Source organism: Butyrivibrio sp. (assembly GCF_015056685.1).
GTDB lineage: Bacteria > Bacillota > Clostridia > Lachnospirales > Lachnospiraceae > Butyrivibrio.
The window spans coordinates 1-17,375 of record NZ_SVFW01000008.1; the positions used below are offsets into that span (position 1 = coordinate 1).

The window sequence follows — 17,375 nt, forward strand, 5'->3', positions numbered from 1 at the left end:
GTTCACATCCTCATCTTCAGTTCAAAAGATATCAATTTTGACGTTACGGGCCTTGATGTGATCGACATTGATGTTCCGGCTAAAAAGGGCAAGATCAATAAAGTTATAAACGTGCTTAAGCGCGTTCAAAAAGTTAAAAAGATAAAGAAAGACCTCAATATAGACATTTCCTACAGCTTTGGCAGCTCCTCCAACTACGTAAATGTCCTTTCGAGGGGAAAAGAAAAAGTTCTTACGGGACTTCGCTGTCAGACTGATATGGAGAACCAGGGCCAGGTTAATCTCTTTTGCAAAAAATCTGACCAGGTTCTGTCCTGTTCAAAGGAAATCGTAAGACAGCTTAAAAGAGATTTTAACTACGACAGAAGCACCTATATATACAATCCTCTCGATACTGAGGATATTCAGAAAAAAGGAAGCGAAGAAGTAGACGACTTCCCCTTTGATAAAGACACCAAAGTCATTGCCTGCATGGGAAGAAACGACTATATCAAGGGAATCTGGCATCTTGTAAAGGCCTTTTCACTTGTTGAGAAAAAACATCCCGAGGCACGCCTTATGGTTCTTGGCGCCGGCAACTGGGACCCCTACAAAGAGATGGCAGAAAAGCTCGGACTTTCTGATAAGATATTCCTTCCGGGAAACAGAAAGAACCCCTTCGCCTACGTATCAAAGTCTGACATTTACGTATGCAGTTCAAACCACGAAGGCTTTCCTAATGCAGTCCTTGAAGCTATGGCCCTCAAAAAGCCCCTTATCTCCGCTGACTGCAAGACCGGTCCCCGCGAGATACTCCTTGATGATGCTCAGTACAATCAGCTTATAACTGACATCCCAAGCGGTGACAGCATAAAAGAGCCTATAAACGGCAAATATGGTATACTAGTACCTGATATGGGTGAAGAAGTGGATATGGACATCACTCATATAACAGACGAAGAGAAAATGCTTGCAGAAAAGATTTGCATGCTTCTTGATGATAATAGCCTTTGCCAAGACTATTCAGAACGAGCTTTTGAGCGAGCACTCAACTACACACCCGAAAAATATCGCGACAGCATTCATGATATATTTAGGATGTACGAGTAATGTAACCCTCACGAAAGGAGCCACAAACAAATGCATTACAAAGTTGTGGTTTTTGGCGTAAAAGATACGTCGGAAAATATTATAGATTTTATACAGAAAGAGCTTTGCCCTGTTGACCTTGTGATCACCATAGCTCCTAAGGTCACTGAAAAAAACCAGGTTTCAGGATTTAAGGGCCTTAGCTTCTTAACAGATAAATACGGAATCCCTGTTTTTGAAGCAGACAGCTACTTCTTAAACGACGACAAGACAAAGAAATTCATATCTGAAAACGCCTTTGATCTTGGCATCGTTATGGGATGGCAAAGACTTATCCCCAAGGAAGTCCTTGATGTATTTAAAGCCGGAATCTACGGATTCCACGGCAACTGCGGATACCTTCCCTTCGGAAGAGGCAGAAGCCCTCTTAACTGGTCAATGATACTTGGAGATACAAGATTTAACCTTAATCTCTTTAGATATGATGAGCACGCAGATTCACCTAACGTTTTTGCGACAGAGATGTTCCAGATAAATGAGCACGATGACATCAGAACAGCTCAGTACAAGAACATGATCTGCTCCAAGAATCTTATCAGAAAGCTTGTTAAGACCTACATGGAAAAAGGAACCATTGAGATCCGCACGGATTCCAAGGATTTTGATTCATGGTACAATAAGCGTACAGCAGCAGATGGAAAGATTGATTTCCATGAGAGGACCAGAAACATCTACAACCTCATCCGTGGCGTGGCAGCTCCTTTCCCAGGTGCGTTCTGCTATGCGGATACAGAGGACGACGACCACAAGGTTACAGTGTGGGAGGCACATCCTTTCGATGAGATGATCGATTTCTCAGCCTTTGCGCCCGGAGAGATTGTTGATATGTTCGATGGAAAGCCAATAGTAAGAACTGTTGACGGCTCCATTAGAATAGATAGATTTGATAGTAAAGTGGAATTATCCACAGGAATGGTACTTAAGTAATATGAAGACAATTGCATTTCATTTAAACTGCCTCGTTCAGGGAGGCGCAGAGAGAGTAGTTTCTAACCTTGCTAATCAGTTTGCCAAGGAGGGCTACAAGGTTTACGTTGCGACTGAATGGGTGGACGAAAATGAATTCGCTCTCGATGAGAGAGTTACCCGCGTTCACGTTGGACTTCGTGAGGGCGATGAAAAGAAAAACCGTATAACAAAGTTCTTTTTACGAATTAAATACTTAAAAGAGTTCGTTAAAAAATATCATCCAGATGTGCTTATTGCCTTTGCCCAGAGAGCTAATTACAGAGCCCTCATGGCAGCAGGAAACAGCGATGTTCCGGTAGTTATATCCATAAGAACAGACCCGGTTGGGCACTATGATGCACTTTCTGATAAGGTGCAGATAAAGTGGCTCTTCCCTAAGGCAGCAGGCTGCGTATTCCAGACTACAGGCCAGAAGGAGTTCTTTAAACCATACCTTCAGGACAATTCAAGGATTATCTTAAATCCTGTTAATCCTAAATACTTTGGCCTTACACCACCTGCAGAGAAAGAAAAGGCTGTTGTTCACCACGCAAGGCTTGTGGACTTCAAAAATCAGCCCATGCTTTGCAGAGCCTTTATCAAGGTTCACGAGAAGCACCCTGATTACGTGCTTAAGATTTATGGACCTGATTCTTTTGACGGAACAAAAGAGATACTTGATAAGATAATTGCTGACAATCATGCGGAAGACTATATTCTTCTTATGGGCGGCAGCGATGAACTGGAAAAAGAAATACCAAAGGGCGCAGTTTATGCCTTCTCCTCGGACTGGGAAGGCATGCCAAACTCTCTTTTGGAAGCTATGGCAATGGGAATGCCTATTGTTGCCACAGACTGCCCTTGCGGCGGCCCCAGAACTGTTATGACAGATGGAAAGAACGGACTACTTGTTCCCATAAAAGATGAGGACAAAATGGCAGAGGGCATCTGCAGGCTCATCGAGGACAGAGAGCTTGCTGAGCGCCTTGGCAAAGAAGCTGCAAAGATAGAGGAAATAGCAAACGCTGACGCAGTATTTGTTCAGTGGAGAGATTATCTTGACGAAGTGATCGCCAGATCAAAGAGATAATGATAAGGAGCAAAAATGTTTTCATTTGAAGATTACAGAGAAATACTTAGAGCAATAAAAGAGACAGGTCTTTACGCTACATATGAGGAAGCTCTTGAGAGAGACTCATGGATCATCATGAGACACGATGTTGAGTATTCAGTAGAAAGAGCCTACGCACTTTCAAAGGTTGAGGAGAGCATGGATTTCAGGTCTACATTCTTTTTCCAGTGGACCAACAATTCCTACAACATCCTCTCAAGAAAGAACAGGGATATCCTCACAGATATGCATGAAAGAGGACAGACAATAGGTCTCCATTTTGCTTTAAACGGAATGACTGATATGAAGCTCATAAGAGAGCGTATCAGGCAGGAAATCGATATGCTCAGCAACATGCTTGGCTTTGAGATCAACTCCTTCTCAATCCACAGACCATCACCTGATGTACTTGCAGAGAACATCAAGATTCCTGGCATTATCAATGCTTACCAGGACAACTTCTTTTCTTTTGACCCTAAGGCTACTCCCGAGTCAAAGCTTGAAGTAAAGTACATGTCAGATGCAAACCACATCTGGAGATATGGCTATCCTGATGCTGAGACAATTGGCAAGCATCAGAAGATTCAGATCCTGACACATCCATTTGCCTGGACCAAGAAGGGCTATGATAACCTTGAAAATTACAGGGCACTCATCAATGAGAAATATGTAGAACTTCTTGATTCGATCGACAATGAGTGCAAGGACTTTGGACCACTTAGAGATAATTTTGAAAAAATGCCGGTTTGATGCTGGTAGATGATATGGATCAATATAGATAACACATTACGTTAAGGAAACAACATAGAGAATGTGCGGAATTTGCGGATATATTTCCAAAAACAGAATAAGTGAAGATGAGCTGAGGATCATGAATGACACAATGATCCACAGAGGTCCGGATGATAGCGGCGTTGCAATTTACGAGGACAAGGACGGATATTCAGTTGGCCTTGCCCAGAGAAGACTTGCAATCCTTGATCTGTCGCCCCTTGGACATCAGCCCATGCATTCGGTCAACGGTAGAATAACAATTGTTTTTAATGGCGAGATTTACAATTTCCTTGAGTTAAAAGAGGAATTGTCAGACTATCCATACAAGTCACACTGCGACACAGAGGTTATCATCGCTGCCTACCTTAAATGGGGCATAGATATGGTTGACCACATTCATGGTATGTTTGCCATCGCCATTTATGACAGAGAGACCTCAGACGTTTACCTTGTAAGAGACAGGATCGGTAAAAAACCTCTCTTTTACTGGATAGACGGTGAGAACCTTGTGTTTGGATCAGAGCTTAAGCCTATTATGAAGTGTCCGGGATTTAAGCCTGAAGTCAGAAGAGATGTTATTTCAAGGTATCTTTATCAGCAGTATATTCTGGCTCCTGATACGATCTTTGAAAATGTCTACAAGCTTGAAGCCGGTGGAGTCCTGAAGTTCCACAAGGGCCAAGTGACAAAGTGGAAATACTGGGATATCAAGAAGGTTTACGCGGAGAAATCCCAGGACAAAATAGAGAGCTACGAAGAGGCAAAAGAGGGCCTTAAAGAGAGACTTAAAAAGGCAGTTGCCGACAGAATGATCGCGGATGTTCCTCTTGGAACCTTCCTTTCAGGCGGATATGATTCATCCCTTGTAACAGCCATGGCTCAGGAGTTTTCTGACAAGCCGGTGAAGACCTTCTGTATCGGCTTTGACGTGCCAAGCTACAACGAGGCTGAGTATGCAAAAGAGGTTGCAAAGCACCTTGGCTGCGATCATACAGAGCTCTATATCTCTGAAAAAGAGATGTTTGACCTTGTAAGCAGCATTCCTCAGTACTACGATGAACCATTTGCGGATAACTCACAGATCCCGTCAATGCTTGTAAGTAAGCTTGCCAAAAAAGATGTGACTGTTGCTCTTTCAGGTGACGGCGGAGATGAGTTTTTCTGCGGTTATAATATTTACGATAATGTAAGACAGGCTCAGCAGCTTGAAATTCCGGGAGCTATTGTCAATGCTCTTGGCCAGATTCCTCTTGGAAGCGGCAAACTTATAGATAAGATGCCTTTCAGGGTTAAGGTTGTTGCTGCAAACAGAAATCCTGAGACCAAGACTCAGCTCGTTTCAGGAAGCTATGTAAAGTCTGCTCATGCCTTTATAAGCGGCGTTGAAAGCCTTGATAGAGACGTAAAGGGACAGCAGCCGGTTCTTTTCCCATTTGAGTCATCCTATGGGGTAAAAGACTTCCAGATAAGGCGAATGCTCCTTGATATGGATACTTACCTTCCTGACGACATTCTGGTGAAGATGGACAGAGCGTCCATGAAGTATTCACTTGAAAACAGATGCCCTATCATGGACACGGAGGTAATGGAGTACTCCTTCAGGATTCCTCAGAAGTTCAAGTACATGGACGGTGACAAGAAGCATATCCTCAAGGATATCGCTTATGACTATATACCCAAAGAGCTGCTTAATCGCCCCAAGACTGGCTTTGGCGTTCCTATGGATCAGTGGCTCAGAGGCCCGTTAAAGGACCAGCTCATGGACTTTAGCTCCACTTCATTTTTGGAAAAACAGGGAATTTTCGACAGTGCGTATGTTTCCAAATTTATCAATAACTACATTGTGAACGGAGACGCAGGCCCTGCCACAGGAGCAAACTTTAGCAAGATTTCCTGGTCATTCTTTATTTTCCAGCAGTGGTACGATTACTACATCAATTAGAAAGAGGTTAATTATGACAAGAGAAGAAGTTTTCGAGAAAATGAACGAAGTTTTCAGAGACGTTTTTGAAGATGACGATATCACAGTAACAGATGAAACAACAGCAGACGACATTGATGATTGGGATTCACTTGAGCATATCAATCTTATGAATGCTATTGAGCAGGAATTTGACATCAAGTTTACAATGGGTGAGATCGTTGGAATGAAGAATGTTGGCGCAATGGCTGACCTTATCCTTGCAAAGCTTGGCTGATACAAATTTAGGCAGATACTAGAGCCTGATCAAGAGGTAAAAATGAAAGTACACCACATAGGATATCTGGTAAAAAACATATCAAAAACTGAGAAAAAGTTTTTAGAACTCGGGTATGAAGTCGAATCTCCTACAAAGTTTGATGAGATTCGAAACATTGACATTGAGTTTTTGGTAAACGGAGATTACAGAGTAGAGCTGATAGAACCAAAGGGTGAAGAGTCTCCAATGTATCCGCTCCTTAAGCGTTACAAGAACACTCCTTATCATCTGTGTTATGAAGTGGAAAACGTTGATGAGGCCATAGCGGATCTTCAGGACAAGCATTACACAGTGATACAGGAACCCAATATCGCGCCATGCATTGAGGGCAAAAAAGTAGCTTTTTTGAATAACATAAGCATGGGAATCATAGAGCTTGTTGAAATGTAAGCAAACAAACAGATGTTACATGTATATTCATTTTGAGAGGAATATAATCCCTTGGAACAAGGAAACAACAGTAAAAAGCATATAGCGATGTATATAGGCTCCCTTCAGAAGGGCGGAGCAGAGAGGGTCATGACGAACCTTGCGGATTTCTTTTTCGAGCAGGGCTACAGAGTGACCTTTGTTACTACATACCTTGCCGACAATGAGTATGAGGTTAAGCACGCGGCATGGAAAAGAGTTCCAGCAGGAGCGCCGGGGGCTGAGCTTGTTGCAGACCTTGATGAGAATCCTGCCTGGGTTGATCCTCATGGCGGAGAAAAAGATGGTATAGCCCGCGTTTTCTCAGCTCTTTTAAAGTCTGAACAAAAGGGCAGAGCTTATAATCTTCGCATGAGACATAAAAAGCTTCAGGACATTTGGAAGAATCTTCATCCGGACCTGATCCTTAGCTTTATCGGAAAAAACAATATCATGGCACTTTCGACTGCTGGCGGGGAGAAAATCCCGGTAGTAGTTTCTGTGCGTTCAGATCCTGACAGGGAATATGCATCTCTTTCCATGAAATCCTCCATGCTTGCTCTCTTTGGAAAGGCAGCAGGCGTTGTAGTTCAGTCCCAGGGGGCGAAAGAGAAGTTCCCGGGCTATATACAAAAGAAATGCACTATACTTCCAAACGCCATCAATCCTTCATTTATCAGAAAGCGCTACATTGGCGAGCGGGAAAAGAAAATTGTAATGGTAGCAAGGCTTGACGCCAATAAGAATCAGGCAATGGTTCTGGAAACCTTTAAGGAAATCCTTGAAAAAGGCCATAAAGACTACAGTCTTGTATTCTACGGCGATGGCCCTGACAGGATAAAACTTCAGAATATGGCGGTTAAGCTTGGAATCGACAAAAACGTTGAGTTTAAGGGAAGCGTGCAGCACGTTGCTGAGCACATTGAAAAGGCAGCAATGTTTATTCTGGCATCTAAGCAGGAGGGAATGCCAAACTCCCTTATTGAAGCCATGTCTTTGGGACTTCCTTGTATTTCAACGGATTGTCCGTGTGGAGGGCCGAGAGACCTTATAACTGACGGAGAAAATGGAATTCTTATCCCGGTAGATGACAGGGCAGCTCTTGTAAGCGCCATGGAGAAGCTTATTACGGATAAGGACTTTGCAGAGAAAATCGGAACTGAAGCTGTGAAGATCCAGGAAAAATGCAGTCCTGAAGTTACAAATCAGAAGTGGAAAGAATACTTTGATTCACTCATGTGAAAGATACTTTTTAGGCCATACAAGCCAAAAAAGTATGAATATATAGATGAACAGAGTGTTAAATATATAGGAGCAAAAGGTGAAAGAATTAGAATACCCCTTTGATAGCAGCTACATAATGAAAAAGTCAAAGAGCCTAAAGAAGGCTCTTTTATCTGATGGGAGTGACAGAATCCACAAGAAGATAGCAGTTCTTGGGGGCTCAACTACCCATGACATTATAAGGATATTGGAGCTCTTTTTACTAAATTATGGAATAGAGCCTGAATTCTATGAGTCTGAGTACGGTCAGTACTGGCAGGATGCAATGTTCCCTGGAGAATTAAATGACTTTAACCCGGACATTATCTACATTCACACTTCAAACCGCAATATCACTGACTTCCCTACAATGGATGACAGCGCTGAGGCGGTGGATGAAAAGCTCCAGAAGACCTATCAGCACTTCGAGACCATGTGGAAGAAGCTCTCTGACACCTATCACTGCCCTATTATTCAGAACAATTTCGAGGCGCCGTTTTACAGACTCCTTGGAAACAGGGACTTTTTCGATGTTCACGGGCGTCTTTCCTTTATAAACAGACTTAACGAGAAGTTTGCTGAGTATGCAAGAAAGGCTTCAGACTCAGCGGAGAGCTTTTTTATCAATGATATAAACTACCTTTCAAGCTGTTATGGTCTTGATCAGTGGTCTGATCCGCTTGCTTGGCACATGTACAAATATGCCCTTTGCATTCCGGCTATTCCAACCCTTAGCTTCAATGTTGCCAATATCATCAAGTCAATTTATGGCAAGAACAAAAAGGGCCTTGTGCTCGACCTGGACAATACCCTGTGGGGCGGAGTTGTAGGTGATGACGGCGTTGATGGCATCGAGATCGGTCAGGAGACCAATCTTGGTCAGGTATATGCAGAGTTCCAGAATTATGTGAAGATGCAGAAGGACATCGGAGTTCTTTTAACTGTTGATTCTAAAAACGATGAAGAGAACGCTATCGCAGGCCTTAATCATCCAGACGGAAGTCTTAAGCCAGATGACTTTGTGGCTATAAAGGCCAACTGGGAGCCCAAGAGCGAGAATATGAAGGCTATTGCAAAAGAGCTGAATATCCTGCCTGAGTCCTTGGTATTTGTAGATGATAACCCTGCAGAAAGAGCTATAGTTGAGGGCCAGATAAAGGGAGCAGCAGTTCCTGAGATCGACAGCCCTGAGCACTATATCAGGATAATTGACCATGCGGGATTTTTCGAGGCCACATCTGTTTCTGACGATGACAGAAAGCGAAACGAGATGTACATGGCCAACAAAAAGAGAACTGAGCTTGAAGAGAGCTTTACTGATTACAGCGAGTACCTTAAGTCTCTTGAGATGGAGGCTGAGATCGCACCTTTTGAGAAGATGTACATGCCTCGTATCGCACAGCTTACCAATAAGAGTAATCAGTTCAACCTCACAACCAAGCGCTATACACAGGATGACATCGAGAAAACTGCTGCAGATGACAGTAACATAACGCTTTACGGGAGACTTAAAGATAAATTTGGTGATAACGGAATCGTATCACTTGTTATTGGAAATATCCGCTCCGGTGCTGAGCTCCACATTGATCTGTGGCTTATGAGCTGCAGAGTTTTAAAGCGCGATATGGAGTTTGCCATGATGGATGCGCTGGTTAAGAAGGCTTTGGAGCGTGGAGTTAAGACAATTTATGGCTATTATTATCCAACAGCCAAGAACAAGATGGTAAAAGAGTTCTACGATATTCAGGGTTTTGACCTTGTTTCTGAGGATGCTGACGGAAATAAGACCTACAAGCTGGATATAAGTCAGAACTATGAGAACAAGAATAAAGTGATCAGTGTTAAGTGACACTAGAGGCATACTATGTGCGGAATTGCAGGACTGATACAGTTTAAGGGCGATGCTGAAAAGAACATCCGAAAGATGAATGAGCGGATGCTTCACAGAGGCCCTGATGACGGAGGAATTTACATAAGTGATGATAGAAAAGTCGCCTTGGGACACAGGCGACTTGCTATTGTTGACCTTTCCAAGAATGGCGCTCAACCCATGAAATCTCATAGCGAGAAGAGCGTCATTATTTATAATGGCGAGATTTACAACGCTGCTGAGGTAAAAGAGTTGTTGCTTAAGGATGCAGCCTCAAAGGGCATTGATATCGGCGCATTTCGCGGAACTTCTGACACAGAGGTTTTGGTGGAAGCTATTGAGCACTTTGGCATGAAAAGAGCTCTTTCTCTCTGCAAGGGCATGTTTGCAATCGCGGTCTATAACCTTGAGAAAGGCACTATTTCTTTTGCCAGGGACAGAGTGGGAGAGAAGCCTTTATATTACGGAAATGTAGCAGGAGCCTTCGCCTTTGCATCAGACATTGGATGCCTTCGCGTTGTTGATGGCTTTGACAATGAGATAAACACTGATGTTTTGGATATGTATTTTGAGGAGGGATATATTCCGGCCCCTTACTCCATCTATAAGGGGATAAATAAGCTGGAGCCCGGAACAATCCTTACTTTGAATGTGGAAACCCTGGAGACTCAGAGTGAAGTTTACTGGTCAATGGCAGAAGCTGCCAAGAAGGGCCAGAGCAATATCTTTACAGGCAGCAGAAAAGAAGCGGCAGATGAGCTTGAAAGACTCCTAAAAGAGTCCATCAAGGGCCAGATGATCGCAGATGTTCCTCTTGGAGCATTTCTTTCTGCGGGAATTGACAGCAGCACTGTGGTTTCTCTTATGCAGTCCATAGCTCCCGGCAAAGTGCGCACTTTCACCATCGGTATGGAGGATGAGAAGTACAACGAGGCTGTTATAGCAAAAGAAATTGCATCTCACCTTGGAACAGATCACACAGAACTCTACATAAATGAAAATGATGCAAAGGCAGTTATTCCCAAACTTTCTTCTATGTTTGGAGAGCCTTTTGCTGATTCATCACAGATCCCCACATACCTTGTAAGCAAGATGACAAGGGACCATGTAACGGTTTCACTTTCAGGTGACGGCGGGGATGAGCTCTTTTGCGGATATAAGTCCTATAATTCAGTGGCAAGAGTATGGGGAAAGGCAGCAAAAATACCTTATGCCTTAAGAAAACCTGTAAGTTCACTCCTTATGAATATTTATGGGCCTGATAATTCTGATGAATTGAAAGATAAAGTCAAATTCGCGAAGGCTCAGTACTTTGGCGCAAAGTCTCCTTATGAAGTTCACAGAATGGAGCATGAGAGCGACCCTATAATTAAAAAGATTGCCCTGAAAAAAGGCGAAGCAAAGTATAAGTGCCTTGACCTGCCGGCGGATTTCCTTGGAGAAGTCAACCACGAAGCTATGCTCATGGATATGTGTATGTACCACCCTGACGATATTTTGGTGAAGGTGGACAGGACAGCTATGGCCGTTTCCCTTGAAACAAGAGTGCCTATGCTTGATAAAGACGTGGTAGAATTTGCCTGGTCACTGCCAATTGAGTACCTTCGAAATGATGAGCAGGGCAAACTTGTTCTGCGTGATGTGTTGTATAGATACGTTCCTCGTGATATGATGGAGCGACCTAAGAAAGGATTTTCAATACCAATCTCAAAGTGGCTATTGGAAAAAGACATAAGAGATTGGGCGGAAGCTCTTTTGGACAAGGATAAGATAAGGCAGCAGGGCCTTTTAAATCCTGATGTGGTGGAGAAGATCTGGAGAGATTTCACGGACCGCGGAATATACCGCATTCAGATCTGGTACATCCTCATGTTCCAGCAGTGGATGGAAACTGAGTATAGAAATAATTGAGAGTGTAACCTCTTAGAGAGATAATATGGGAATTACTTCGTTTTATTTTTTGTTGTTTTTTGTAATTACAGTAGCTGTGTATTATACAGTGCCTCTTTTGTTTAAAGGAAAAGGTCAGTGGGTGGTGCTTCTTTTGGCGAGCATTGCCTACTATCTCTTGTCTGGCAACGGGGTGCTTATTCTGTATCCTCTTTTTGCGTCATTTGCCACCTGGGGACTTTTGAAGATTCTCAAGAGGGTATCAGATACTTCCAAAAGGCGCATAGTTCTTGGCTTCGAGCTTGCAGCCCTTCTTGGAATCCTGATTTTTCTTAAATATACCAAGCTTATTCATGGAGGAAGCATTGCGACTCCTCTTGGACTTTCTTTTTATACCTTCATTCTTCTTGGATATTTCATCGAAGTTTACAATGGACTTGCAGAGGGCGATGAGAGCTTTTTAAAAACTGCCCTTATCGGAATGTATTTCCCTGTTATGATCTCAGGTCCTATTTTCCAGATAAGAGAGACAGGAAAGCAGTTTTTTGAAAGACATAAGCTCGATTATAAAAACATAACCTTTGGCGCCCAGAGAATGCTTTGGGGCTTTTTTAAAGAGCTGGTTATTTCCGAGAGACTGGCTATAGTTGTTAACACAATCTACAACAACGACACAGAGTATCCCGGTGCTTACATCATGCTTGGAACAGTGGGCTTTGCGCTTCAGCTCTACACTAACTTTTCAGGCTGCATGGATATAGTTATCGGCGCTTCAGAGTGCTTTGGAATCATATTACCTGAGAACTTCACTACTCCGTTTTTTGCCAAGAACATCAGCGAATACTGGAGAAGGTGGCATATCACTCTTGGTGTGTGGATGAGAGAAAATGTCTTTTACCCACTCCTTAGAAGCAGGATGATCATGAACCTTGGCAAGTTCTTAAAGGGTAAGCTCGGTAAAAAGAAGGGCAAGCAGTACACAACTTATGTGGCTATGTTTATCCTCTGGTTCTCTGTAGGTTTGTGGCACGGCGGCGAGATGAAATATGTCATCGGTTCAGGTCTTCTCCACTGGGCATACATTGTAATTGGCGAGATCACACTTCCATTTTTTACCTGGCTCTTTGGCGAAAAGATGAAGATAAATATGAAGGGCAGATTTGCTGATTGCGTGCGAGTTGTAAGGACATTTATCCTTGTTTGTATAGGTGACCTGTTCTTTAGAGCAGACAATGTTCCTCACGCACTTCGCATGTTAAAAGAGAGCGTATCAACCTTTAACCCACAGATATTTGTGGATGGAAGTCTTTTGAATCTTGGAATTGATATTGTTGACTGGGGAATCGTTGTGGTTTCACTGGTTATTCTGGCCTTAGTTTCTGTGATGCAGTATCGCATGGAAAATGGTAAGGCTGGAACAACAGCTAAGAAGGCAGATACTGCTATTGAAAACAATGATGCTGGAAATTTGAAGAAGTCAATTAGTGATTACAGAAACGTAAGAGAATTTATAGCTGACAGGCCGATTGCCCTTAGATGGTGTATCTACATTGCATTTTTATTCTTTGTGATATTGATTGCAGAGTACGGCCCTGGCTACAGCGCAGCGGAGTTTATTTATAAAGATTTCTGATGAGAGCATATTTGTTATGCTTTATTAAGATAATGATCAGTAATTCAAAATAGTGAATATAAGAGAATATTTAGTGTTTCAATATAGAGAGAATGTAGTTTAGTTATGACAAAGAAACAAGTAGCAAAAATAGTAGTTTTCATATTGATCGTATCCTGGCTCCTGGTGCACGTGACTTACTGCATCAGGACTAATGGTGATGTCAAAGACAGATTTGTTGGCTTTTATTCTGAAAAGAATAACACAATTGATGCGGTCATGATCGGATCAAGTCCTGTTTATCCTTGTATCTCCAACCCAATGATCTACGGCGATATGGGAATAACCATGTATCCTCTGGCTTCCAACATGCAGAGACCTGTTGCCACAAAGTACCTGGTAGAAGAGGTGTTAAAGACTCAGACGCCTGACCTTTTTATTTTTGAAATGCGCATGTGGACTGCAGAGGATGAGAACCTTCTTGGTAACATGGCTCACACAAGGGAGGTTACAGATAACCTTAAGTATTCTATAAACAGAATAAAGGCCATAAATGCCATGGTTGAGGACCCATCAGAGAGGCTTTCCTATTATTTTGATATCTTTAAATATCACTCAAACTGGAAGACTCTGGCCCTCTGGTCACAGCTTCGCACCTTTATGTATGAGTATCCTGATGAATACAAGGGATTTGTTCCTTTTTCCACAGTTGGTCCTGCACCTAAGACAGACAACGCAGCGATTACAGACAGAGAGCCTATTCCCGCGGAACAGGAAGAGTATTTGACGGATCTTTTGACATATCTGAAAGAGAAGAACCTCAATGCACTCTTCGTTATCACTCCCTACGATGTGCAGGAAGATGAGCAGAAAAAGATCAATTATATCAGTGACATTGTAACGGCAGCAGGCTACAACTTCCTTGATATGGACCAGTATGTGGATGAAATTGGCCTTGACTACGATGTTGATTTCAAGGACTACGGAACTCACACCAATATTGTCGGAGCTTACAAGGTTACTAAGTTCTTTGAGGAGTATCTTAAAAAGAACTATGTGGATAAGGGAGTTTTGGGTGACCACAGAGGCGATTCAAAGTACAAGTCATGGGACAACGCCTACAAGCTGTGGCTTGAAGCCTACGAGACCGGCTCCGCGGAGGTTTATTACAACGCAGAGAACAAGATTTACTACGACCTTGAAGAAGGGGAGTAACAAGGGGCATTGTTTTATAGATTCTACAACTATGGTATAATATGACGACAGGGTCAAAAGGTCATAATGCGTTCATGCTTGCATGATAAGCTTTTTGACTCGTCAGACTTACAGTATGCACATGATATCAACCTGGAGGAGCTATGATAATCATTCAGCTTAAGGGCGGACTGGGCAATCAGATGTTTCAGTACGCATTATATAAGTCTCTGAAAAAGCGCGGCAAAGAAGTTAAGATTGATGATAAAACAGGCTTTGTTAACGACAAACTCAGAATCCCGGTATTATCCAGGTGGGGAGTTGAGTATGACAAGGCAACAGACGATGAAATCGTAAAGCTTACTGATTCTAAAATGGATATTTTCAGCCGCATCAGAAGAAAACTCACCGGTAGAAAATCATATAGAATAGATGAGGAATCCGGCAAATTTAATCCCGAGATTCTTGAAAAAGATAATGCTTATCTTGTAGGTTACTGGCAGTGTGATAAGTATTTTGAGGATAAGGATGTCATTAGAGAGATAAGGGAAGCTTTTGAGAAAAAGCCTCAGGAGCTTATGACTGATGCATCAAGCTGGTCAACCTTGCAGCAGATTGAGTGCTGCGAGTCAGTAAGTTTGCATGTTCGCAGAACAGACTATGTGGATGAAGAACACATTCATATCCACAATATCTGCACTGAAAAATATTATAAGGATGCTATTGATAAGATTAGAAAACGGTATCCATCAGCTGTGTTCTTTATTTTCACAGATGACAAGGAATGGTGTAGAGATCACTTTAAGGGACCGAACTTTATAGTTGTTGAGCTTGAAGAGGGCGAGGGTACTGACATTGCAGAGATGACTCTTATGAGCAGATGCAAGCACCATATCATTGCCAACAGCTCTTTTAGCTGGTGGGCAGCATGGCTCAATGATTCGCCGGAGAAAATTGTTATCGCACCTCAGAAGTGGATCAATAACCGTGATATGGACGACATCTACACAGAGCGCATGACTAAGATTGCTCTGTGATGGTCATTATTTCTTTGAACATACAACAAATAGTTAGGAAATATCTTAATGAGTAATACGAAAAAGGTAAGCCTGCTTGCCAAGATAAATTACATATTTGATAAAAAACAAAAGGGACAGCTATTCATACTAGCTGTCCTTATACTGATTGGGGGTGTTGTTGAGACACTGGGCGTTTCAATGATGATCCCTGTTATTTCAGTCATATTAAAACCTGAGTCTCTTCACAGACAGATAGAAAAACGTGAGATCCTTCAGAATATCGTAAATGCACTGGGCCTTAACAGTGACTTAAAGCTTGCCAGTGCGCTTTTGATCTCACTTATTTTTCTTTTTATCTTTAAAAATCTGTATCTGCTTTTCCTTGTTTATAAGCAGAACACATTTATATCAAGAGCCAGAAATGACATGATCAGCAGGGTAATGAGAGAATTCTTAAATAGGCCCTACGAAGATTACCTTGGTGCAGATATCCCGACAGTTTTCAGAATTACAGACAGTGACATTCCAAAGACCTTTACTTTGATGCTTTCTCTTTTGTCACTTTCAACAGAGATGGTAGTTTCAATCTGCCTTGGAATTGTTCTTCTGGCAGTTAACTGGCAGATGACAGTCCTTATTCTTGTGGTTTTGGTGATCCTTACACTTATCATTACCAAGATTTTGAAGCCAAGGCTTAACACCATTGGTAGAAAGAACCAGGAAACACAGTCAAGGATCGCTAAGTGGAGAATTCAGGCAATCTATGGACTTAAGGACGTAAAAGTATTAAATAGACAGGATTTCTTTATCCGCAACTACTATGAGTCAGGCAGGATCGGCGCTGATATCGACAGAAACTACACAGTGCTGAACAACATCCCAAGACTCCTTATAGAGACTGTTTTCATATCAGTTGTTCTTTTGTACGTGCTTATCTATCTTGTGAATGGCGGCGATGCGAAAGCACTTCTTCCACAGATCACAGCCTTTGGTATGGCAGCCATCAGGATCATGCCATCAGCAAACAGGATCAACACATATCTTACTCAGATTGCCTATAACCAGTACAGTCTGGACTTTGTCTATAACAACCTTACAGAATCCATGAAAATGGAAAAAGAGATGCGTGCAGAGAGAGCAAAGGTTGCAGGACCTGCCCTTCATCTGGAAAAAGAGATTGAGCTTAAAAACATCACTTTCCATTATCCTGATTCTGAAGACAATATCTTTACTGACGCAAATATGATGGTTCCAAGAGGAAAGTCAGTGGGTATCATCGGACCATCGGGTGCAGGTAAATCCACAATTGTGGATATTCTTCTGGGACTTTTGCACGTTAAGAGCGGCGAGATCCTCTGCGATGGCAGCAATATCTTTAGTAACTATGAGTCATGGCTTGCACAGATCGGATACATTCCACAGTCTATCTACCTTGTGGATGAGTCTATCAGAGATAACATAGCATTTGGTATTGATGCAGACCAGATAAATGATGACAGAATCTGGGAAGTCTGCGAAGAGGCCCAGCTTGCTGACTTTATCAGAACACTTCCTGAGGGTCTTGATACAAGGATAGGTGACAGAGGTGTCAGACTTTCCGGCGGTCAGAGACAGCGTATAGGCATCGCCAGAGCTCTTTATCATAACCCTGAGATTCTCGTATTTGATGAGGCTACCAGCGCTCTTGATAATGAGACAGAGGCAGCAGTTATGGAAGCTATCAACAGTTTCCACGGCAAAAAGACAATGATCATCATCGCCCACAGACTTAACACAATCGCAAACTGCGACATTATCTACGAAGTTAAGGATGAAAAGATCAAAGCGACTACACTTGAAGGCAGAACGATCATTCAGTAATGTGTTGTTTTGACCTTGATTAATACATAAGATCTAGCTATCAGCCTGTAATCTTATG

General features: G+C 42.5%; 14 protein-coding genes. All 14 read left to right on the top strand.

Going from position 1 to position 17,375, the window contains the following annotated elements; translation table 11 throughout:
• Positions 1-1,089, top strand: a 1,089-nt coding sequence (locus tag E7303_RS04185) for a glycosyltransferase (protein ID WP_292143981.1), incomplete at its 5' end; no start/stop codon positions are given.
• A gap of 30 nt (positions 1,090-1,119) precedes the next feature.
• The gene (locus E7303_RS04190; RefSeq protein ID WP_292143982.1) at positions 1,120-2,055 is read left to right on the top strand and encodes a methionyl-tRNA formyltransferase; all 936 of its coding nucleotides are present in this window, start codon (positions 1,120-1,122) and stop codon (positions 2,053-2,055) included.
• A complete protein-coding gene (locus E7303_RS04195) occupies positions 2,012-3,166 on the top strand; it encodes a glycosyltransferase (RefSeq protein ID WP_292143983.1) in 1,155 nt (384 codons plus the stop codon). The genes E7303_RS04190 and E7303_RS04195 overlap by 44 nt, the downstream gene beginning before the upstream one ends.
• A 15-nt stretch (positions 3,167-3,181) precedes the next feature.
• Positions 3,182-3,937, top strand: a complete 756-nt coding sequence (locus E7303_RS04200) for a hypothetical protein (protein ID WP_103869355.1) — start codon at positions 3,182-3,184, stop codon at positions 3,935-3,937.
• Positions 3,938-3,998: 61 nt separating this feature from the next.
• Complete coding sequence (gene asnB / locus E7303_RS04205) at positions 3,999-5,903, top strand: asparagine synthase (glutamine-hydrolyzing) (RefSeq protein WP_292143984.1); 1,905 nt, start codon at positions 3,999-4,001, stop codon at positions 5,901-5,903.
• A 13-nt stretch (positions 5,904-5,916) separates the two neighbouring features.
• Complete coding sequence (locus E7303_RS04210) at positions 5,917-6,159, top strand: acyl carrier protein (RefSeq protein WP_022772709.1); 243 nt, start codon at positions 5,917-5,919, stop codon at positions 6,157-6,159.
• A 42-nt stretch (positions 6,160-6,201) separates the two neighbouring features.
• A complete protein-coding gene (locus tag E7303_RS04215; protein ID WP_292143985.1) occupies positions 6,202-6,591 on the top strand; it encodes a VOC family protein in 390 nt (129 codons plus the stop codon).
• 51 nt (positions 6,592-6,642) lie between these two features.
• A complete protein-coding gene (locus tag E7303_RS04220) occupies positions 6,643-7,851 on the top strand; it encodes a glycosyltransferase (protein ID WP_292143986.1) in 1,209 nt (402 codons plus the stop codon).
• A gap of 79 nt (positions 7,852-7,930) precedes the next feature.
• Positions 7,931-9,721 carry an HAD-IIIC family phosphatase gene (locus E7303_RS04225; RefSeq protein WP_292143987.1) on the top strand — a complete coding sequence of 597 codons (1,791 nt, stop codon included), beginning with the start codon at positions 7,931-7,933 and terminating at the stop codon, positions 9,719-9,721.
• Between the two features lie 15 nt (positions 9,722-9,736).
• On the top strand, positions 9,737-11,653 hold the full coding sequence (asnB, locus tag E7303_RS04230; protein ID WP_292143988.1) for an asparagine synthase (glutamine-hydrolyzing): 1,917 nt from the start codon (positions 9,737-9,739) through the stop codon (positions 11,651-11,653).
• Between the two features lie 25 nt (positions 11,654-11,678).
• On the top strand, positions 11,679-13,265 hold the full coding sequence (locus tag E7303_RS04235; protein ID WP_292143989.1) for an MBOAT family O-acyltransferase: 1,587 nt from the start codon (positions 11,679-11,681) through the stop codon (positions 13,263-13,265).
• Positions 13,266-13,370: 105 nt separating this feature from the next.
• Positions 13,371-14,459, top strand: coding sequence for an SGNH/GDSL hydrolase family protein (locus E7303_RS04240; RefSeq protein ID WP_292143990.1), 1,089 nt, complete (start codon positions 13,371-13,373; stop codon positions 14,457-14,459).
• A gap of 143 nt (positions 14,460-14,602) precedes the next feature.
• A complete protein-coding gene (locus E7303_RS04245; protein WP_292143991.1) occupies positions 14,603-15,475 on the top strand; it encodes an alpha-1,2-fucosyltransferase in 873 nt (290 codons plus the stop codon).
• A 48-nt stretch (positions 15,476-15,523) separates the two neighbouring features.
• Entirely contained in the window at positions 15,524-17,317 is a 1,794-nt protein-coding gene (locus tag E7303_RS04250; protein ID WP_292143992.1) for an ABC transporter ATP-binding protein, read from the top strand.
• The last annotated feature ends 58 nt before the right edge of the window (positions 17,318-17,375 follow it).